Consider the following 20,428-nt stretch of genomic DNA (forward strand, 5'->3'; position numbering starts at 1 on the left):
GAGAAGATATTGATCAGGTCCAGGGCATGAAGTTCGGACTTCCCCGCGTTCGGATAGTAACGCAAAACCAGATTGCCGAAGTCGATCTGAGAACCGGCCAGGTATCCCTGATCGGCGTCCAGAAGATTATGATAAGCCGGGCGGATACTTACCTGCTGGAAGAAGTTTTTTTTCCAAAACCCCGCTCCCACGCCAAGGCGGTTGGAGCCGTGCCCCAGGTCGGGGCGGATGGGCGTCGGAATTTCCGGACTTGCCTTGCCGGGTTGTCCGAGCCGGCTGCGGGCGTTGAGCAGGGCCAGATACCGGCGCCGGTATTCCTCCTGGGTCAATTCCTTTTCAAAATACCGGAACTCAATGGTTTCCGCGGAAAGATCGAGAATCCGAATCTCTCCGTCTCTGGTGAGATTCTTCTGCGTCAGATCTTCCGGCGCTCTTTCACCCCTGATGACCTCTACAGCGGCTTTCTGTTCAGCATCGTTCATCTGCGATGCGATATGGCTGATCCGTGTGGCCTTGGATGGGCGATAAAAAGCCTCTTTGAACAGTCCGCTGTCCCGGATCATCCGGACCGTGTCAATGGGAATGACCCAGGGCCGGCACGGATCGGTCAGGTTCAGCTCGGGACGGGCCGCCTCCAGGAGAAACAACAGGTTATAGGAGCAGTTTTCATCAAAGAAGAAGTAGTCGGAATAGATGTCCCGCAATTCCCAGATGTGCAGGAACATCCGCATGGTTTCTTCTTCGCTCAGATTCAGGTCATACTCCCAGACATCCCGGCGTTTCAGGTCACTGTACTCCTTCAGCTTTTCGTAATAGGGGAGTATGGAAAAATACCCTCGGTAAACCCCCAGGATCCCCTTGATAGCGTAAGCGAAGCCGTTGGTCTCATCGGTAACGGCCGAGTAATTCACAGCGTAAGAGAGGAGTTTGCTTTCATAGGGGCCCTGAATGCTGATCAGGGTATGGCCGAACATCGAGGCGGGGCTGTTGACGTGAGTCGTCGGAAAAATCAGAACAGCGGATCTGGGCTGAACCTTGTTCAGGGCGCGCTGAAATTCATTGCAGGATATGGCCGGAAGCCTGTTCTCGTCGATTTCAAGCTCTTGTTTGAGCCAATCAAAGCGTGCGACAAAGCGGCAGCGGGGATGTTCATCATTCTCCGGTCCGGGCTGAAAAAGGGCTCGAAGTGTCGCGATGAGTTCGGCCTCCGGATTGTGCTTCCCATCTTCAGCCAGAAAAAATTTGGGGTCGTCGATCAAGCTGGTGACACCATGGAGTGAGGGCTTGTAATGGAGGAGGATATGCCAGTTCCGCTGACGGTAAAGTTCTCTTTGCTCTGCTCCGGCAATCAGTTTAGAAAGATATGGGTCTTCCGGAGCAGCATCGGCAAGGCAGGGAGCGATCAGAGTCATGAGCAGAAACATGAAAAAGGCGGGACACTGAAGGTATAACCTTCTGTGCCCCGCCTTTCGGTTTAGATTTAAAGATTGTGAATGAACGAGGATCATTAATTAATTGCGACGGCAATTCTATCCAGGATCGTCGCTGCATTTTCGGCGCCCGTTACAAAGATGTTTCCGAAATGACTCTGAAGCTTAGAGGCAAACTCGGGCCGGGCGGACTCCGGGATCTCCATCAGCTCCGCCAGGGTATCCAAAGACTCGCCTTGTCCTTTGGCGATGTCCTTGGCCAGGTTATCCGTGTTCCTTGAAGCGAACTCCATGAGGCGCTCACTGGCGGCAATCTTGGATGGCTGCTCGCACTCCAGTGTGCCTGAGGTAATGCCGAAAAGCTGATTGGCAAACGTTCCGTTGGTTGTAGCCTGAAGAGTTTGGGAAACTACGGAATTGTCCGAATTGCCCGCCCAGAGCACAGTGCCGAGGCCGCAGCCGCAATTGTTGTGTGCCTGCCCGGCAAAAGCCGTTCCTGCCATGAGCACGAAGCTGAGAAGAACCATCCATACGACCATGAGCTTCTTCATACTGTTGTCCTCCTTCAAAAATAGTTTATAAAATAGCCTGTCATTCAATGATACAATTTAATGATAAAACCTCAAAAGGTCAAGCAGAATCATATAACCGGTACTGAACCGTGTACACCATGAGAGTCAGGCCTGCCCGGATGTTTAAGATACCTGTTCCCTCAGCGGCCCATGGGAATGCTCATCAGGAGATCCTCGTTGGTTGGATGCTTATCGATCAGCCTCAGAAGCGTTTCCATGGCTTCGTCGGGTTTCAGGTCCGCCAGTGCCCGGCGGAGCGTTGAGATGCGCCGGCTCTCATCCTCACTGTACAGCCGCTCTTCCTTCCGGGTGCTGCTGGAGCGAATGTTGATGGCCGGAAAGATATGGGCTTCAGCTAGGGAGCGCTCCAGGACGATCTCGCTGTTGCCGGTCCCCTTGAACTCTTCGAAGATCAACTGGTCCATGAGGGAGCCGGTATCAACCAGGGCCGTGGCGATAATGGTCACGGAGCCGCCGCCCTCGATGTTTCTCGCAAGGCCAAAAAAGCGGCGCGGAATCTCCAGCGCCCCTGCCCCCAGGCCGCCTGAAAGGGTCCGTCCCGAGTTGGAACCTTTAACGTTAAAAGCCCTCCCCATGCGTGTGAGGCTGTCGACCAGGACCACCACATTACGGCCGCACTCAAGATCGGTACGGATATGTGCGAGTGTCAATTCGGCCAGATCCACGTGCTCCTGCATGCTCTGATCGCTGCTGCTTGAGAGGACCTCCGCTTCCACGGAACGTTGAAAGTCGGTGACTTCTTCAGGCCGTTCATCGAGCAACAGAAAGATGATCCGGGTCCCGGGGTCGTCCGCATGGATGGCATTGGCCATCTGCTTCAGGAGCATGGTCTTGCCGGCCTTGGGCGGAGAGACAATCAGGCCCCGTGTGCCCTTGCCGATCGGCGCTACAAGATCAACGATACGCATGCTCGTCTCACCCGATGCGGCCAGGTGGAACCGTTCACAAGGGTCGATGGCTGTAAGGATTTTAAAAGGCCTTCGGCCGCAAAAGGCATCGGGCGTGAGGCCGCAGACCGACTCTACCGAGGAGAGTTCAGGCCCGTTCGGTCCCTTCCTGATGGAGCCGGTGACGGCAGCCCCCTCAACGAGGCCATACTCCCGAATGAGTCTGGACGGAACAGCGACATCATTGGGCCTTTTCCGAAAGGAAAACAAGGGGTCGCGCAGCACGCCGCCTCCCTTGCTGGTCATTTTTAAAACGCCGCCGGCTGTGTTGGGCATGAAACGGATTTCTCCTCCTGCGGGACAATTCTGAAGGCATCTTGTCTGATTAAATAAGGGCAAACCCCCGGCTGTGCCGGGGGACTCCAAGAGTTTGACAATTCCGGGAGTATGCAGTTAACCGAAAATGCTTTACCCCTCACCCTTGCCCTCTCCCACAAGGGGCGAGGGAACTGCCAGCGGCCTCCCAGCCCTTGATGGGAGGGGACTCCGGGGAGGGTGTTTTTAACCGTTTGCGAATAGGCCCCTTTGAGGGGCCGGCAAACGTCAAGCCTCCGGTTTTGCCGGAGGTTGATGACTTTTCCTTTCTTTGTGAGATCTGGTGGTTTCTTTTCTTCAGGTAAAATTGCCACTCAAGATATACCACCAAGGATGACAGCGTCAATAGGAAATGCCCGAACCAGCTATTCACCATCGATGTGGTTATCGTCGGACTGCACCACGGGCCCCTCTGGAGTGCCCGGAAGGTCGGGGGCCTTCTCGATGCGGGATGGATTCCAGACGGTCGGAAGACTTTGACATGCTTATCCTGACCGAGGTGCAGATGTATCGGGTGGGCGTCGGCAGTGAGGTTGACAATCTCCCATACCCCGTATTGACATTCTCCGGAAAATCTGCAAGGATGGTCAGCGGATCAAAGCTTATCAAGGAGGGTGCATGACTGACCGCGTGTGGATTGAAGATATCTCCAAATATGAAGGCAAAGAAGTTCTGCTCCAGGGATGGCTCTACAACAGGCGCTCCAGCGGCAAACTCCATTTTCTTCAGGTCCGGGACGGAACAGGGATCATTCAATGCGTGGTTTTCAAGGGGGACGTCTCTCCGGAGCTTTTTGATCTGGCCGATAGGATTTCTCAGGAATCAGCCATAGAAGTCCGCGGCAGGGTCAAGAGGGATGAGAGATCACCCCTCGGGTATGAGCTGGGCGTTACTGATCTGTCGCTGGTGCATGAGGCCCTTGACTACCCGATCACGCCCAAGGAGCACGGCGTCGCCTTTCTCATGGATCACCGGCACCTCTGGCTCCGCTCCTCCCGCCAGCACGCCATCCTCCGGATCCGTCATGAAGTGATCCGGGCGGTACGCGATTTCTTTGACGGCAAGGGATTCACCCTTCTGGACGCTCCGATTTTTACCCCCAACGCCTGTGAGGGGACCACGACCCTTTTCAGCACCGAATATTTTGAGACCCAGGCCTACCTGACGCAGAGCGGGCAGCTCTACAACGAAGCCGGGGCCATGGCTTTCGGCAAGGTCTACTGTTTCGGTCCCACGTTCCGGGCGGAGAAGTCCAAGACCCGGCGCCACCTGACCGAGTTCTGGATGGTGGAGCCTGAGATGGCCTATTGCGACCTGAACCAGGATATGGATCTGGCCGAGGAGTTCGTGGAGTTCGTGATTCAGCGGGTGCTGGAAAACAGACTCCCTGAGTTGAAAATCATCGAGCGGGACATCGAACCTCTGAAGAGAGCCAAGCGGCCTTTCCCGAGGATCACCTATTCGGAGGCCATCGAAATCCTTCGTCGGAAAGGGAACAACACGCCATGGGGGGAGGACCTGGGGGGAGACGAGGAGACGCTGATCTCGGATGAGTTCGACCGGCCGGTCATGATCCACCGGTATCCGGTGAAGTGCAAGGCCTTTTACATGAAGACCGATCCGGGCCATCCGGAGGCGGCGCTCTGTGTGGACATGCTGGCCCCGGAAGGTTACGGGGAGATCATCGGAGGCGGCCAGCGTGAGGATGACTACGAGACGCTCAAAGAGAAGATCCTGCATCACGGTCTCTCTCCGGAGGTTTTCGGCTGGTATCTGGATCTACGCAGGTACGGTTCTGTGCCCCACGCCGGCTTCGGGATGGGGATTGAGCGGGCCGTGGCATGGATCTGCGGCTTGAAGCATGTGCGGGAAACCATCCCCTTCCCGAGGATGATGGAGCGGCTTACACCGTGAACATCTTTGGTTCTTCTCCCATATAGCGGGTAAAAAGGGTTCGAGGATTCCAGGGTTCAAGGGGTCAAGTGAAATACTGAAACGCAAGCAAAATCCCCAGAGAAAAACACTGGAACCCTTGAACCCTAGGACCCTCGGCCCCTTATGTCTTTTGCACTTCACTTGACCCCTTGACCCCTTGAGCCCTTGAGCCCTTGACCCCTTGACCCCTTGACCCCTTAACCCCTTAACTCCTTGGACTCTTGTATCCTCCAGCAGGATTATCGCTTCTGAGGTTTGTCAGAGGAAGAACCCTTTCCCTCTTCTGCTTTCACCGGGGCCTTTTCCCGAATCACCGTGAAGGGGCCTCTGCTTCTCTCCAGAATGTCTGTCCAGACGCCTTCCATCCGGTCTCCCTGTACTTTTGCTTCGAAGGAAAAAATATGGCCGTTCCTGAAATTGCTTCCGTTGGACGTGGCGGAGAAGGTCACATTGTTGTCGACGAACTTTCCTCCTGAAATGATCGCTTCTTCGAAAGTCCCATCCATGGAGGTGATCGTCCCCCAGACTTCGCCGCCCTCTTTGGTGTTCAGTTTCAACGAAAAGGTCGGGTTGGGGCTGCCGGTCTGCTGGGCGGTGCCGGACCATGTCCCCCGGATGTTTCGTCCGGCTTCACCTTCGGCCTGTTTCTTCCCTTTAGAGCATCCCATGATCATCAAGAGTGAAAGAAAGATAGTCAGGACAAGAAGTCTTCGATCGATGCGGCCTGCAGAATTCATAAAAAGCCCCCCTCAGATTTATATTGAAACGCTCTATTCTTAAGACGAGTCATCAATAAATTTAAATATTAAAATGTATATATTAAGAGGAACAAAATCAAGGATAAATTGTAAAGAAAAGCTGATTTTTCAGTTTTTCTTCTCTTTGACGCCCCATGTGGTCAGTCGTTTGATCTCATCGGAATTGAGTTTTCTGAATTTCCCGAGGGGAAGGCCGCCCAGGGAGACCGGGCCGATGCGGATCCTTTTGAGTTTGAGGACTGAATGCCCGATTTTATCAAACATGCGTCGGATCTCCCTCTTTCTCCCTTCATGGATGGTGATCTCCAGGAAGGTATTGACAGGAAGAGGCCGGACGTTCCGTATCACGGCCGGAGCGGTAAGCCCGTCGGGGAGATGGACCCCCCGTTTCAGTTTATCGAGTTTTGAGGGGGTCAGCTTTCCTTTCACCTTGACCAGGTAGGTCTTGGGCATGCGGCGCCTGGGGTGCATGATCTCATTGGCGAGTTCACCGTCATTGGTGAGGATGATCAATCCTTCAGAGTTGCAGTCGAGACGGCCCACCGGGAAGAGGCGCGCTTTGATCCCCCCTCGGATCAATTCCATGATCGTGGAGCGGTTTTGCGGATCCTTGAGGGTGGTGACATATCCGATCGGTTTGTTCAGGGCCAGGTAGACTTTTTTCTGCTGTGATTGGATGAGCTTGCCGCGAACCTTGATATGACAGTGTTCCGGGTCGACCTGTGTCCCGAGATGGGTGATCACCTGACCGTTGACCGTGACCAGGCCTTGCCTGATCATCTCTTCAGCCTCCCTTCTGGATGCAACTCCGGCATCGGCAATGGCTTTCTGGAGACGGATCATGTTTTTGGTCATCTCTTTTTTGACTTCAGTATTCATTTGGTGTTATGATAAATAGGATCCTATAACGTTATTGCAGAAAGCATCAACATGGCCTTCATTCAGGGCAATCCACTGGCTGTGGCAAAAGATGTCGCAGAAGGATATGTTTTCGTCACGCCGATCTTCCTCAAAAAATTTGTGGAATCGGACTACAAAGAACTCTACCACAATCTCATCAAGGTGCAGAAGCTGGTACGGGCCGAAAGCCCTGACCCCAGGGATCATCATGCCGTGCGGCAGCGCAACATGCGGTTGCAGCGCCTGAACAACAGTCTGGTTGTGCTCAAGCACCAATGCAAGGTTAAAAAGATCCTGCTATAAAATATCTTCCTGATGATCTTCCGCAAAGTCCTCTGCATCCTTGATGTTCTGCTCGTAAGTGATGCCGTTATCCTCCGGAATTTCCTGATCTTCCGACACGTCTTGACCTCCCGGACCCCCCTCAGCCGAGGTTCCGTCCGGAGAGGGAGAGACGGCGCTTGCATCTTCCGGTTCCGGAGGCATGTTTTCCTCGTGCTCCTCGAGGATCTCCTGAAACTCCTTGAGGGTCGGGAGGTCCTTGAGGGATCGGAGCCCGAAGTATTCCAGGAACTCCCTGGTCGTGGCATACATGATGGGATTGCCGACCGCATCCATCCGTCCTGTAATTTTGATCAGATTCCTGTCGAGCAGGGTCTTGATGACTCCGGATGAATTGACCCCTCGGATCGACTCGATCTCCGGGGTTGTGACCGGCTGCTTGTAGGCGATGATCGCCAGGACTTCAAGCGAAGCCGGAGAAAGCCGGACCTTTTTCGGACGGCGGAGCTTCTTGATCCAGACCACGAGGTCTTTGCGTGTGAGCAGGCGGTATCCGCCCGCGGCCTCGATCACTTGAACGGCCCTGTTCCCTTCTTCCAGGGATCTTGCGAGATCGGCGACGGCCTTCCTGACCGCCTGTTTGTCCAGGCCTTCGGGTTCAAGGATCTCATGAAGTTGTTCCAGGGAGATGGGCGTTTCCGAGGCGAAGATCAGCCCTTCAATGACCCGGATCAATTCAGTCTCGTTCATGTTTCCTCCGATAGGGATTCAGATTCTTCTGCAAAAGAAGGGGGCCCGTCTTTCGGCGGTTTCTCCTGCTCGTTCACGGCCTTCTGGATCCGGATGGGCCCGAACCGGTCGGTCTGTTCGATCCGGACCAGGCGCAGGCGGATGATCTCAAGGAGGGCGAGAAAGGTGAGGATGATCTCATGCCGGGTGGGGGTTTCATGGAACAGGTCCTCGAAACGGATGCTTTCACGATACTCCAGGGTCTCCATGATCCATGAGATCTTCTCCTTGATGGTCATGGCATCAACCGTGATCTCGTGTACGTCGTCGGTCGAGGCCTTATTCAGAACGTTCCGGAATGCCTCGATCAGGTCCATGAGGTTCAGGTTGATCAGGACCACTTCCCGCTCCTCTTTGGCATGATCCGCCGAACCGAATGCATAGGAATCGATCCAGAGATTCTCCTGGTCTTTCAGCGAATGGGCCGCCTCCTTGTATTTCTTATATTCCAGGAGGCGCTCGATCAGTTCCTGGCGCGGATCTACCCCTCCCTCCTCCTCCTCATCGGTCTCTTCAGGAGGAAGGAGCATCCTGGACTTGATTTGTGTCAGTGTGGCGGCCATGACAAGAAACTCCCCCGCGACATCCAGGTTCAATGTCTTCATCAGGTCGAGATATTCCAGGTATTCCCGTGTAATCAGCGCGATAGGGATATCGTAGATATCGATTTCGTGCTTCTGTATCAGGTAGAGCAGAAGGTCCAACGGGCCTTCAAAAACGTTCAGCTTGACCTTGTAGGACATGGATACAACCCTCCGATCGGGAGTATCAAGGGTCTCGTAATAGAATTGACATGGATTGTAAAATCTCCCCTCGCCCCTCTTCCCCGATAAAATCATTCGAGGACAAGTTTTCAAAGAGGGGTAAATTCCTCCCGGCGCCTGCCCTCGAATGGGTTTATCGGGGGAGGGATTTATAGAGATCATGTCGTTACAATTTTAAGACCATTAATAAGCCCGTGACGGATCAAAAAGAAATCTTCATCGCCTCTCGGACCTGAGCCATGGTCTGCGAAGCGGCCCTTGCAGCCGATGCCGTGCCCTGCTCAACGATCTCGATGATCCGTTTCTTGTCTGCGGCGACGGCGGCCCGCTTTTCATGGATCGGGGAGAGCTTCCGGATCATGTTGCCGGCCAGGATTTTCTTACAGTCCACACATCCGATCCCCGCGGTCCGGCATTCGTGGGCAATCCGTTCGACCTCTTCACGACTGGAAAAAATCTTATGGTATGCGAAGACCGGGGAGACATCGGGATCGCCGGTGTCCTGTCTCCTCTTGCGCTGGGGATCGGTCATCATGTTCCGGACCTTGTTCCGGATCACCTCCTCGGAATCGGAGAGGTAGATGCAGTTGTCGTAGCTCTTGCTCATCTTCCTGCCGTCGGTTCCAGGGAGTTTCGGGATCTCTGCAAGGATGGCCTGGGGGTCTGGAAAGACCTCGCCATACAGGTGGTTGAACCGGCGGCCGATCTCCCTCGTGAGTTCGAGGTGAGGGACTTGATCAATGCCCACCGGGACCTTGTGGGCCTTGTAGATCAGGATGTCCGCAGCCTGGAGCACCGGATAGCCCAGGAATCCGAACGTGGAGAGATCCTTTTCCGTGAGCTGCTGCTGCTGTTCCTTATAGGTGGGACAGCGCTCCAGCCAAGGCAGGGGAGTGATCATGGAAAGGAGGAGATGGAGAACCGCATGGTCCGGGACCATGGACTGGACGAAGATCGTGGCTTTTTCGGGGTCGATCCCCACCGCAAGCCAGTCGATCAGCATCTCATGGATATAGGTCCGTATATCCGAGGTTGAGGCGTACTCCGTGGTCAGGGCATGCCAGTCGGCTACAAAAAAGAAACAATCATAGGTTTCCTGCATCTCTTTCCAGTTTTTCAGCGCCCCCAGGTAGTTCCCCAGATGGAGTTTCCCTGTCGGGCGCATCCCGCTTAAGACCCGCTCTTTAGTCATTCCGTCTCCTTACCACAGAGAACACAAAGTATTCTCTGTGTACTCTGTGGTTAGCTTTTGACATGGCCTTGACCATCATAACAGGAAATCGATCATCCGGTCGAAGATCGGCCAGATGGTGAAGTTCAGAATGCCGCTCATGATGATCAGGACCAGGATGAGCATTCCATAGGGTTCAACCTTGGCCAGGGCCACGGCTTTTTTCTGCGGGAGAATCCCCACCATGATCCTTCCGCCGTCCAGAGGCGGCACGGGGATCAGGTTAAAAAGCATCAGCAGGATGTTGATGACCACGCCCGTGCCCGCCATCAGGACCAGGGGTGTGGCCAGGAAAGATACCGCGGAATGGTCTCCCCAGGAAGGGATCTTTAATGTTGATATAAATATATGGAATACCACCTTGAGCGAAGGAGAGGATAGGACGAGGACCGTGTAGATCAATGTAAAGATCAGAGCCAGGATCAGATTGGTTGCCGGCCCGGCGCCTGCGACATAGATCATATCGTGTTTCGGATTCCTAAGGTTTCTGAAATTGACCGGGACCGGTTTGGCCCAGCCGAAGAGAAATTTCGACCCGATCAGGATCAGAAAGAGCGGCAGAAGGATGGTCCCCATCAGGTCGATATGGGGCAGGGGGTTGAGCGTCAACCTCCCCATGCTTCTTGCCGTGGTATCCCCGAATTTTTCGGCAACCCATCCATGAGCCACCTCATGCAGGATAATGGAGAAGATAATGGGCGGCGCCATGACCGCTGCAACCTGAATATATTGAGCAAAGTCCATCCATAATCCTATGAATTTCAAAAGGTTTCAAGCATTTGATTTTCAGATGTCCGACCAAAATGTATCGAAAAAAACTATCAGAACGGGGGTTCAATGTCAATGATTTTGTACAATGACAACCATATGTAATCCTGATGTATGCCAACCCCCGATCGTAGTCGAGGGCAGGCATTTTTGTCGTAGACATGCCGGTTCCATAATTAACATTTAGGTAAACCTCCGGCTCTGCCGGGGGACTCCCAGAGTTTGACAATTCCGGGAGTATGCAGTTAACTGAAATGTTTTACCCCTCACCCTTCCCCTCTCCCACAAGGGGCGAGGGAACTGCCAGTGGACTTCCCCTCCCTTGAGGGGAGGGGATTAAGGGGAGGGTGTTCTTAACCGTTTGCGAATAGGCCCCTTTGAGGGGCCGGCAAACGTCAAGTCTCCGGCTTTGCCGGAGGTCACTGACTAGTTGAATTACCTATGCGAAGTCCATTATAGTATAAGGTGCAAAGATTCCATCACCGATCATGGAGGCTGAATGCGTATGCGGATCGGAATTGTGGGCGCCGGGATATCGGGACTCTATCTCACATCGCTTCTCGGGGCGAAGGGATATGAGGTTTCCCTGTATGATCCCAGGACGCCGTGGGAGAAGCCTTGCGGGGGCGGAATCACGTTCCGGACCTACAGCGCATTCCCTGTTCTCGATGGCTTCCGCTCACAGTGCCTTGCCGTGCATCACATGAGGATGGTTGCTGCGGACGGGGAGTATTGCACGGTTTCTTATCCCGATCCGATCCTGATTGCCTCTCGGCAGGAGCTTGGGGCCTACCTGCTTACGAGCCTCGAATCCAAAGAGAGCGTGAAGCTCATCCGGGCGAATGTGGACCGGGTGGTCCCCCAGGGCCGGAGGTGGCGTCTGTCCGCCGCCGGCAGAAGAGATTCGTGCGATCTCCTGATCGGAGCGGACGGCGTGAACAGCCTGGTCCGGAGAACCGTGGCGGCGCGTTTTTCCAAGGAGGAGACTGCGCTCGCCGTGGGTTACTGGGTGGAGGGAGCGCCTGAAGAACCTGAGGTGATGATCGGTTTTCTATCGGGCCTCTCCGGGTATATCTGGGTCTTCCCCAGAAAGGATCATCTCTCTGCAGGGATTGCCGTGAGAACAGGCGAGACGACCGGGAAAAAACTTTTCTCATGCCTCGATGGTTTTTTAAAGAAAAATCTCCCCGGCTTTGAGAAGAGAAATCGGACAAGATATTCGGCCCTGATCCCGTCGCTTTCCAGCCGGGGGCTTTCGGCCAATCGAATCTGCGGCGAGAACTGGGCCTTGACCGGGGACGCGGCAGGTTTTGTGGATCCGCTCACGGGCGAGGGGATCTATTATGCCTTCCGTTCCGCCGAGCTTCTCTTTGAGGCCATCTCCTGCGGGAGGCTCATGGCCTATGAAGAGGCCTGCCGCAAGGATATCGTTCCTGAATTAGACTGCGCCTCTTCCTATGTGCACAGGTTCTACGATCCGGAGGTGACGGCCCGCCTGGTGACGCTTTCCAGGGATCATCCCGCCGTCCGGAATCTCGTGGCGGACCTGGCGGCCGGGACCCAGGGGTATCTTTCCCTGAAGAAAGAAGTCCTGAAGATCCTCCCCGGTCTGACTCGGGATGTTCTGTCGGGGATCTTCAAAAAGAGGTGATGCGTTATCCATCCTCCTCATCCAGCGTTTCTCTCACCCGACTCAGAAGATCCCCGGGCGTTATGGGCTTTGAGACAAAGGCAACATTCTTTTCAAGGCCTTCCAGTCCTTTGAAACCGTTTGCCGTATATCCGCTGATGAAAATAGCCTTGATGCCGGTCTTTATCTTTATGATTTCGTCATAAGCCTCTTTGCCGTTTTTTTTCGGCATCAGCATATCGAGCAGGACGAGCTGAATATCGTCTTTCTTCTCTTTGAACTTGAGAACCGCGTCATCTCCATTTTCCGCCATGATGGTTTTATATCCGCCCATGGTCAATACGGTCTGCAGGAGCTTCCGCAACGTGTCGTCATCCTCGGCCACCAGGATGGTCTCCCCCCCTCCAGGAAGATGCTCATGTTTCTTTGTCGGTTTCCTTTCAACAGGCGGCTCGATTAAAGGGAAATAAATCCTGAATAACGTTCCTTTGCCCGGCTCGCTGTCCACTAAAATATAACCATGATGCTGTTTGACGATACCGTATACGAGTGCAAGCCCGAGCCCGGTCCCCCGCCCTATTTCCTTGGTTGTGAAAAACGGTTCGAATATTCTCCTTTTTGTTTCTTCATCCATGCCGATGCCAGTGTCAGACACGGAAACCAGCGCATACCTTCCGTGTTTGACATAGCTCTGGGATTTCAGGAATTCTTCATCGGCATCGACAACCTTTGATCGTATGGTCAGAACGCCGCCCTTCGGCATAGCGTCCCGTGCGTTGACGATGAGGTTCATCATAACCTGCTCGATCTGGCCTGAATCAGCCATCATGATCACCTCTCCCTCTCCGAGCATGGTCCTGATTTCGATGTTTTCTCCGATCAGCCTTGCCGTAAACCGCTCCATATTCCGTATGATCTCGTTCAAATTCAACGGCTGCGTGTTCATGACCTGCTGACTGCTGAATGCAAGCAGGCTGTGCGTCAGCTTGGCGGCCCGTTCAGCGGACTCGAGTATCTGCGTCACATCGTCTCTCTCCGGATCGTCTTTTTGCATCTTCATCTGCACGATATTGGCGTAGCCCATGATGGCCGTAAGGATATTGTTAAAATCGTGCGCAATACCGCCCGCCAGGGTCCCGACGGCTTCCATCTTCTGCGCGTGGCGAAGCTGGTCTTCGAGCGTCTTCTTTTCCGTTATGTTATTCAATGTCTCGATGACCGCAGTCACCTTTCCGGAGGCGTCTTTCATGGGATAGGATTTCGTCTCTATATAAACAGGATTGCCGTCGCTGTCATAGTGCGTATGGACGGCCGCGCAAGGCTCCCCGGTCTTAAAGGTATGTGCCGGAGGGCATTCCTCTCCTGCATCAAAACAGGGCCGGTCCCGATGATGCGAAACATCGTAACAGTGTTCTCCTACGATATTATTGGCCGTACACTTCACCTGTTCGCAGTATGCCTTGTTAGCGGAGACGATCCGGTACTCAGGGTCTATGACAATAAAACCCTCATCAACGGTATCGAGTATTTTCTTTATGAATTCCTCGCTTTTTATCAACGCCTCTTTGGTTTGATGCATTTCAGTGACGTCCCGCAGGATCTGGATCAGATGAGTAACATGGCCTTTTTCATCTCTGATGGGAAAGGAAGCGATATGGAATGTTTTTTTCGCGCCGTCAGGCATGGTATGGGTATGCACCACCGATGTTGCCCTGCCGTTTTGAAACGCTTCGGCATGGGGGCAGATGATCTCCTGAAGGCATTCTTCGGGGCAGGGCGTGGGGCATCCATGTGACAGGTCGTGGCATTTTTTCTTGTTGACATCTTCTGCCGTCAGCCCATTGCATAAATCGAGCATGGCCTTGTTGGCGAACACGATGTTGAAATCCCTGTCTATGACGAATATGCCGTCTGAGACGGCGTCAAGGATCTCTTGCTTGTATTTGTTGATCTCGTTCATGGTTTCCCTACCGATCCGATGTGCGTTTTCATTATATCAGTTTTGTGAAACCTCTGTCGTAATACTCGCTTTTGTAAAAGTCACACTCGACGCAGCTTTGTATCTTCTTGGCAAAAGTTCCCTGCACCTTGTTGCCACACAGCGTTCCGGTTACGCGGGCGCAATGGGTCCCATGGTCGGGATACGCCGGACAGACACCCAACTCAGCGGCCTTTGCCCCTGCTTTTTCACGTCCGCACTTCTTGAATTCCCAGCAGTTCATTCATGATCTCCTTTTAGAAGCGATGCCTGCCTCTGCGATAGAATAATATTAAAATGTTGAGATACTATTATAATTATAATTATAAATCAATATAAAAATTAAGATAGGCATAAACAGCTTTGATGTTTTCATATATTCTGTTTTTGGGTCCGGGGCAGGACTTGATAAAGCGGCTTCTATGTGTTATATATATAAATATGTTTTAAAAGAAAAGGCATCACACATGGAACGAAAAAACTGCTGGGAAATGAAGGAATGCGGACGGCAGCCGGGCGGCGCAAATATTGAGATGATGGGAACATGCCCGGCGGCTTTGCCTAATGAATATGATCATACGAATAGAGGCAAGTATGCCGGCAGGTTTTGCTGGGCCGTTACCGGAACGCTCTGCGGAGGTCAAATACAGGGCACATTTGCCAGGAAGATGAAGGATTGTCTTCATTGTGAATTTCTAAAGCGGGTCCATGAGGAAGAAGGCCGCTTCTTCATACTGACTCCGAATATGATTAAAGATGAATGATAGTGAGAGGCATCGAGGACTGCGCCTGTGCAGGGTTTGCAGTCAGGTCCCCTTTGAGTGAGGTCAGAGCCGTTTGGACGTCCCCTTATTTGTTTATATCCTTTTTTCGTTCAGCTTAATTGCGCTATCCTCCTTCGTATCCGGTTCCAAGAAATCCTTCTTTGTCCTGGATCAGTCGGAGGTGCGGGCCATGGCCGAGGCGGATGAAAGCCCGGCCCTGCGTTTTCTGACTCAAAGGCCTCAGGAGACGCTCCTGACCCTCCTGATCCTGCATCAGGCCATCTGGATCCTTCTGGTCGTCGTCACGGTCTGGGTGTTTCGGGATGCCCCGTGCAGGGTCCTTGCCCTCATGGTCCTCTTCATAGTCTATCTCTTCTTCGGCAGATTCCTTCCCAGGACCTTGGTCCAGGGGAGGGAGGTCCGGTATATCCGGAGCGTATCTCCCGTTCTCAAGGTCTTTTATTTCATGATCACTCCGGTCCGTTTTGTACTCGATAAAGTTTCCTCCATCATATTAAGGGAAGGATGGATCCAGGAAAAGCGTGTGATCCAGGACCGGGATTTTAAGAAACTCGTCATGAAACCTTCGCCAGGCCCTGAGATGTATGAGCGGGAGATGATACAGAATGTCATGGATTTCCGAAAGACGCTGGTCAAGGAGGTCATGACCCCTCGGCCGGACATGTTCTGTGTCAACGTGGAGGAGGATGTGTCCCGTATGATTCAGAAGGTCAAGGCGGCGAGCTTTTCCAGGATACCGGTTTATGCCGGGGATTGGGATCACATTGTCGGCATCCTGTACGCCAAGGACCTTCTCCCCCTGGTTCTTAAAGGGGTTTCACCAGGCCAGAAACTGCCCGGCAATCTCCTGCATCCGGCCATGCATGTCCCTGAGACCAAACGGATCAGCGAACTTCTGAGGGAATTCAAGAAGCAGAATGTTCATATGGCCATGGTGGTGGACGAATACGGCGGCGTGGAAGGCCTGGTCTGCCTCGAGGACCTTCTTGAGGAGATTGTCGGCGAGATCCAGGATGAGGGGGACATCGAGGAGAAACTCGTGGAAAAGGTTGACGAGCAGACCTGCAGGATCTCCGCCATGCTCCCACTGGAGGATTTCAACGACCTTTTTCATGCCGCAATCGAGAGTGAGGACTATGAAACCATCGGGGGCTTTGTCGTAGACCAGCTCGGTCATTTCCCGAAGTGGGGGGAGAAGATCGTATACGGCGGTCTTGAGATCTCGGTGTACCGAATCAAGGACGTCCGGATCCTGGAACTGATGGTCACGGACCTCGGCGCGCACCAAGAGGACGACGGCGGTCCGGACATAAACGGGTAGACGTTTTATGCTGATGAGTGTATGGCTGATCATAGGGGTTTTTGCAGGCGTCCTGGGCGAAGCCTTCTTTGCCGTTTCCGAGATCTCTCTCATGGTCTCCGACAAACTGACGCTTCTCGATCTCAAGGATAAGCAGAAACCCGGGGCCATGCCCCTGTTGCGCATTCTCTCCGATCCCCGGAAGATCTCTTATGCCCTGATGATCGGTACGGTCTTTTCAGCGGGGATCAGTACCCTCTTTCTGTCGGTTTTCGTTTTTCGGATGTTCCCCGGCATCTCGCTCGCGGCATCCATCATCATGATCTTTTGTGTTCAGCTCCCCCTGCTGATCATCTTTGGGGAGATCATCCCCAGAGTGTTTTTTTATCACCGGGCGGAGGATGCCGCCCTCCTGATCGCCAGGCCCCTTTCGTACAGCATGGACCTCTTCAAGCCGCTTATTGAACTTTCAGTCCGCTTTCATAGTCTAGTCCGGAAATTTACAGGCGTGAAAGAACCGTCGGAGAATCCCTTTGTTGAAGACGAGGATCTGGAGTGGATCAGGCGGTTCGCCCAAGGGAGCGAGAAGCTCAAGCTGGAGGATGTCCGGATCATCAGGAAGATCTTTGACTTCAGTGACATCCGTGTCCGTCACATCCTTGTCCCCATGGATCAGGTGATCTCGGTGAGCGAGAAAGCATCCGTAACACAGGCCATGGATGAGGTCGTCAGAAACGGGTACACGAGGCTCCCGGTATACCGGGGAGACAGAACACGGATCGTCGGCCTGCTGCATGCCCTGGACCTTTTGCGCATCCAGCCGCTTGACCGGGAGATTGCGGACTACTGCGCGAAACCCTTTTTCGTAAAACCGGACACTCTGATCCGGGACCTTTTCAAATCCATGCAGAAACGGGGAATCATGATGTCGGTGGTCCTGGGAGACGATGGGACTGCACAGGGGATCATCACCATGGAAGACATCCTTGAAGAGATCTTCGGGGAGATTGAGGATGAGTATGATCTGAAGGACCAGCTCTGCCGGGAGGTCAGCGAAAATGAATATCTGGCTGACGCCCGGATCGGCATTCAGGAACTGAATGAACAGCTCCACCTTGATATTCCGGGCAACGGTTACAGGACACTGAACGGCTACATCCTCCACTATCTGCGCCGGGTCCCGCAGGAGGGGGAACGGTTCACCATCGTGAACCTGATGTTCAAGATCGAACTGGCGGATGAACGGCAGATCTATAAACTCTTCTTAAGGAAGCTGCAGCCGGTTAAAAAGGAAAACGGGCCTTTTCCCACTTGAGGAAGGACAGATAATAACTTACGGTTCATCTCCAAAAGAGTGAGTGAAGACATCAGGGGTCAAGGGGTCAAGGATTCCAGGGGTCAAGTGAAGTTCTCAAACACTACAAGGAGTTAAAGGAAGGGCCCCAGTCTTATCAATTATGCTTGGAGATTTATAAAATAACAAAAAGATTTCCTGAGGAGGTTGAGCGGATGCTCAAGGCACTGATCAAATCACTGGAAAACAAACACTTGACCCCTTGACCCCTTGAATCCTCGAACCCTTTTTACCCAATAGATGGGAGAAGAACCTAACTTACAAATAAGGTTCTTGCCAAATTGAAGAAAAAATTTGTGTCGAATGGATTCTGGCCGGTCCGGGCGACCCCCGGATCACGCCGGTATTCAGGTAATTCCAGCCAAGATCTTTTTTGCCCTTTCCAGGACAACTGACGGGTCAAAGGGCTTGGTCATATACTCATCCGCGCCCAGTTCAATCCCTTTGCTGATTTCATTGATCTGACCTCTGGCAGACAGGATGATCACATGGATGTCCGACAGCCCGGGATCGGTCTTGATCTGCCGGCAGATCTCGTATCCGTTCTTGCTGGGGAGCATGATGTCCAGAAAGATAAGGCAGGGCCGTTCTTTTTCGATCAATTTCATGGCCTCTTCCCCGTCTTCGGCGGTGATCACGTCGAGTTTTCCCACCCGTTCCAGTTGAAACTGAAGGGAGCGGAGGATGCAGGGCTCGTCGTCCACCACCAGAATCTTGTTGCTCAGCATATGACCTCCAAAATCGTTTTATGAAAAGGACGGGATTATCCGGCCATTTCTTCCTGAGACGGCATGCTTTCCTGCAACAGGACTTTCCTGGCAAGCGGGACCGTGAAGACGAACCGGCTTCCCTGTCCGGCGGCCCTGCCTTCCGCCCAGATCATTCCCCCATGGGCGTGGATGATCACCTTGCAGATCGGAAGCCCCAGGCCCGTTCCCTTGGGCTTGCCGGTCAGGACATTTCCCCCCTGTTTGAACTTGCTGAAGATCTCCTGCCTCTGATCTTCAGGGATCCCGATGCCGTTGTCTTCTACAGAAACCTGGATCTCATTTCCGGCGGACCTGGCGGCAATCCGGATATTTCCTTTTTGTCCGGTGAATTTGACGGCATTGCTCAGGAGATTTGTGATGACCTGCATGAGCCTGTCCGCATCTCCCATGACCATGGGGAGATCCTTCTCCACCTCGGTATCCATCCAGATCTCCTTTGCATTGCTCAATGGGGCAATGGACCCGGTTGCTTTTGTGATGATATCCGGGAGGGAGACGTCCTGCATGTTCCATTCCATCTTACCTGCCTCGAGTTTGCTGAGGTCCAGGATATCATTGACCATGCGTGTGAGCCGGTCGCTTTCCTGGTCTATAATCTTGAGAAAGTCGTTTCTCTCTTCCGGCCGGACAAGTTCATTGTTATAGAGGAGGATGTTGGAGAAGGCCTTGATGGATGTGAGAGGGCTCCTGAACTCGTGTGAGACCATGGAGATGAAATCGGATTTCATCTGGTCCAGCTTTCTCAGTTCCTTATTGGCCCGGGTCAGTTCCTCGGTCCGGGCATGCATGGATTCGTTGAGGCTTCTGAGTTCACGATTCAGTTTTTCCATCTCCATGGATTTCTTTTTCAAATCGAATGCATTGAGATAGAGTTCGTCTGTTTTGGTATTGACCAGGAATCCCAGGATGACGAGTATGGCCACAATCAGAAGTATCCCCAGATTGTAGAGTATCGGGTAACCGGACAGATAATTGAGGATGAGAAGAAGGGTGAACGTCATCATGATCGCGGTATTATACTGTGTGCCGAGGCATTCAAAAAATCGGCTTTCACAATAGTCGCACCGTTTATAGAGCTTGACGTTCAGGCCCTTATAAAGAAGGCAGTTTTCGTTCTTCTTGACCTTCAATTCCATGTTTCACATCCGCCGGCCGTTTAAGAAGGTTTATCTTTTGGAAAAAAGTTTTCGCACCTGGATGTAAGACACGCCCATCAGGCAGATTCCAGTGGTGGCCGCCAGGGACATGCCCGCCGCGACAATGGCCACAGGAACGATCCAGAAGCCGGCGCCGCAGGCCTGCAGGTAAAGGCCGGCAAAAACAAAGAGGCCCATGACCGTGAAGATGAATTTCTCCGCACTGTTCCCCAGGAGGTACTTGCCTGAGGCGTCTTCAGAAATGGGCCAGGGCTCCCTCCCCAGGACCTTTATCAGGATGTACCGGTAAAACAAAACCGATGGCTCGTAGCGGGTTGAACTGAGCAGGGTGATCAGGGTGGATACCATGACCGGATAGAGAATTCCCGGTTCCTTGAAAAGGACCGCAAAAATACAGCAGAGGGCGATATAGGACCGTTGGAACCGGGACGCCTCGGCGCTCTGGTTGGCCTTGTCGGGTTTAACCTTCGTTAAAACATCGGGAGTTCCCTGAAAAGGCTCGTTGAATATCCGGCTGACTTGTGCCATATCATACCTCCTTAAATTTCTGTTCTTTCAATCTTTTCGACCGTTTTTGCGGAAAACTTTAAGTATATTTTTTTCGGATGATCTGATTATTGAGATTTGAGGTTTTATGGATATTAATTCTTGACAAGAGATATTCGAAAATGTTAATATCCCGAAACTTCTTGGACCTATGAAGGCTTTCAAAAAGCCGGGGATCCATGAAAAAAGAAGATAA

20 protein-coding genes are annotated in these 20,428 nt (G+C 52.9%); 6 read left to right on the plus strand and 14 right to left on the minus strand.

Features of this window, described 5'->3' with window-relative positions; translation table 11 throughout:
• The 3 genes from AUK29_10320 to AUK29_10330 form a co-directional block, all read right to left on the minus strand.
• Positions 1–1,508 (minus strand): hypothetical protein (locus tag AUK29_10320; GenBank protein ID OIP61307.1); only part of this gene is annotated, 1,508 nt, incomplete at its 3' end.
• The gene (locus AUK29_10325; GenBank protein ID OIP61308.1) at positions 1,508–1,981 is read right to left on the minus strand and encodes a hypothetical protein; all 474 of its coding nucleotides are present in this window, start codon (positions 1,979–1,981) and stop codon (positions 1,508–1,510) included. The genes AUK29_10320 and AUK29_10325, both read right to left, overlap by 1 nt.
• Before the next feature lie 161 nt (positions 1,982–2,142).
• Positions 2,143–3,246, minus strand: a complete 1,104-nt coding sequence (locus AUK29_10330; GenBank protein OIP61309.1) for a transcription termination factor Rho — start codon at positions 3,244–3,246, stop codon at positions 2,143–2,145.
• A gap of 657 nt (positions 3,247–3,903) precedes the next feature.
• Here AUK29_10330 and AUK29_10335 point away from each other — a divergent pair.
• Positions 3,904–5,199, plus strand: coding sequence for an asparagine--tRNA ligase (locus tag AUK29_10335; protein ID OIP61310.1), 1,296 nt, complete (start codon positions 3,904–3,906; stop codon positions 5,197–5,199).
• Positions 5,200–5,459: 260 nt separating this feature from the next.
• Here AUK29_10335 and AUK29_10340 read toward each other — a convergent pair whose 3' ends face one another.
• Positions 5,460–5,957, minus strand: coding sequence for a hypothetical protein (locus AUK29_10340; protein ID OIP61311.1), 498 nt, complete (start codon positions 5,955–5,957; stop codon positions 5,460–5,462).
• A gap of 129 nt (positions 5,958–6,086) precedes the next feature.
• Positions 6,087–6,821 carry a pseudouridine synthase gene (locus AUK29_10345; GenBank protein ID OIP61323.1) on the minus strand — a complete coding sequence of 245 codons (735 nt, stop codon included), beginning with the start codon at positions 6,819–6,821 and terminating at the stop codon, positions 6,087–6,089.
• An 87-nt stretch (positions 6,822–6,908) separates the two neighbouring features.
• Here AUK29_10345 and AUK29_10350 point away from each other — a divergent pair, with 87 nt between their 5' ends.
• Complete coding sequence (locus AUK29_10350) at positions 6,909–7,181, plus strand: hypothetical protein (GenBank protein OIP61312.1); 273 nt, start codon at positions 6,909–6,911, stop codon at positions 7,179–7,181.
• Here AUK29_10350 and AUK29_10355 read toward each other — a convergent pair.
• The 4 genes from AUK29_10355 to AUK29_10370 all read right to left on the minus strand — a co-directional run bounded on the left by AUK29_10355 (position 7,176) and on the right by AUK29_10370 (position 10,688).
• Complete coding sequence (locus AUK29_10355) at positions 7,176–7,910, minus strand: SMC-Scp complex subunit ScpB (GenBank protein OIP61313.1); 735 nt, start codon at positions 7,908–7,910, stop codon at positions 7,176–7,178. The genes AUK29_10350 and AUK29_10355 overlap by 6 nt on opposite strands.
• Complete coding sequence (locus tag AUK29_10360) at positions 7,907–8,692, minus strand: hypothetical protein (protein ID OIP61324.1); 786 nt, start codon at positions 8,690–8,692, stop codon at positions 7,907–7,909. The genes AUK29_10355 and AUK29_10360 overlap by 4 nt, the downstream gene beginning before the upstream one ends.
• A 223-nt stretch (positions 8,693–8,915) precedes the next feature.
• On the minus strand, positions 8,916–9,905 hold the full coding sequence (locus tag AUK29_10365) for a tryptophan--tRNA ligase (GenBank protein ID OIP61314.1): 990 nt from the start codon (positions 9,903–9,905) through the stop codon (positions 8,916–8,918).
• A 75-nt stretch (positions 9,906–9,980) separates the two neighbouring features.
• A complete protein-coding gene (locus tag AUK29_10370) occupies positions 9,981–10,688 on the minus strand; it encodes a site-2 protease family protein (GenBank protein ID OIP61315.1) in 708 nt (235 codons plus the stop codon).
• A gap of 529 nt (positions 10,689–11,217) precedes the next feature.
• Between AUK29_10370 and AUK29_10375 the strand changes: the two genes are divergently transcribed.
• Positions 11,218–12,363: a hypothetical protein gene (locus AUK29_10375; GenBank protein OIP61316.1), complete on the plus strand. Its 1,146-nt coding sequence runs from the start codon at positions 11,218–11,220 to the stop codon at positions 12,361–12,363.
• 4 nt (positions 12,364–12,367) lie between these two features.
• Here AUK29_10375 and AUK29_10380 read toward each other — a convergent pair whose 3' ends face one another.
• Both AUK29_10380 and AUK29_10385 read right to left on the minus strand, forming a co-directional pair.
• Complete coding sequence (locus AUK29_10380; protein ID OIP61317.1) at positions 12,368–14,302, minus strand: hypothetical protein; 1,935 nt, start codon at positions 14,300–14,302, stop codon at positions 12,368–12,370.
• A gap of 31 nt (positions 14,303–14,333) precedes the next feature.
• Positions 14,334–14,564: a hypothetical protein gene (locus AUK29_10385; protein OIP61318.1), complete on the minus strand. Its 231-nt coding sequence runs from the start codon at positions 14,562–14,564 to the stop codon at positions 14,334–14,336.
• 223 nt (positions 14,565–14,787) lie between these two features.
• Here AUK29_10385 and AUK29_10390 point away from each other — a divergent pair, with 223 nt between their 5' ends.
• The 3 genes from AUK29_10390 (at position 14,788) to AUK29_10400 (ending at position 17,720) form a co-directional block, all read left to right on the plus strand.
• Entirely contained in the window at positions 14,788–15,084 is a 297-nt protein-coding gene (locus AUK29_10390; GenBank protein ID OIP61325.1) for a hypothetical protein, read from the plus strand.
• 73 nt (positions 15,085–15,157) lie between these two features.
• Positions 15,158–16,426: a hypothetical protein gene (locus AUK29_10395; protein ID OIP61319.1), complete on the plus strand. Its 1,269-nt coding sequence runs from the start codon at positions 15,158–15,160 to the stop codon at positions 16,424–16,426.
• 7 nt (positions 16,427–16,433) lie between these two features.
• Positions 16,434–17,720 carry a hypothetical protein gene (locus AUK29_10400; GenBank protein ID OIP61320.1) on the plus strand — a complete coding sequence of 429 codons (1,287 nt, stop codon included), beginning with the start codon at positions 16,434–16,436 and terminating at the stop codon, positions 17,718–17,720.
• Positions 17,721–18,106: 386 nt separating this feature from the next.
• Here the strand turns inward: AUK29_10400 and AUK29_10405 are convergent, their stop codons facing one another.
• From AUK29_10405 to AUK29_10415, 3 genes are read right to left on the minus strand one after another with little or no spacing between them, the layout of a single operon-like run.
• Positions 18,107–18,484, minus strand: coding sequence for a hypothetical protein (locus AUK29_10405; protein OIP61326.1), 378 nt, complete (start codon positions 18,482–18,484; stop codon positions 18,107–18,109).
• Positions 18,485–18,522: 38 nt separating this feature from the next.
• Positions 18,523–19,665: a hypothetical protein gene (locus AUK29_10410; protein ID OIP61321.1), complete on the minus strand. Its 1,143-nt coding sequence runs from the start codon at positions 19,663–19,665 to the stop codon at positions 18,523–18,525.
• 30 nt (positions 19,666–19,695) lie between these two features.
• Complete coding sequence (locus AUK29_10415) at positions 19,696–20,214, minus strand: hypothetical protein (GenBank protein OIP61322.1); 519 nt, start codon at positions 20,212–20,214, stop codon at positions 19,696–19,698.
• Positions 20,215–20,428: the final 214 nt, after the last annotated feature.

It is taken from the genome of Nitrospirae bacterium CG2_30_53_67, assembly GCA_001873285.1.
Classification (GTDB): Bacteria; CG2-30-53-67; CG2-30-53-67; order CG2-30-53-67; family CG2-30-53-67; genus CG2-30-53-67.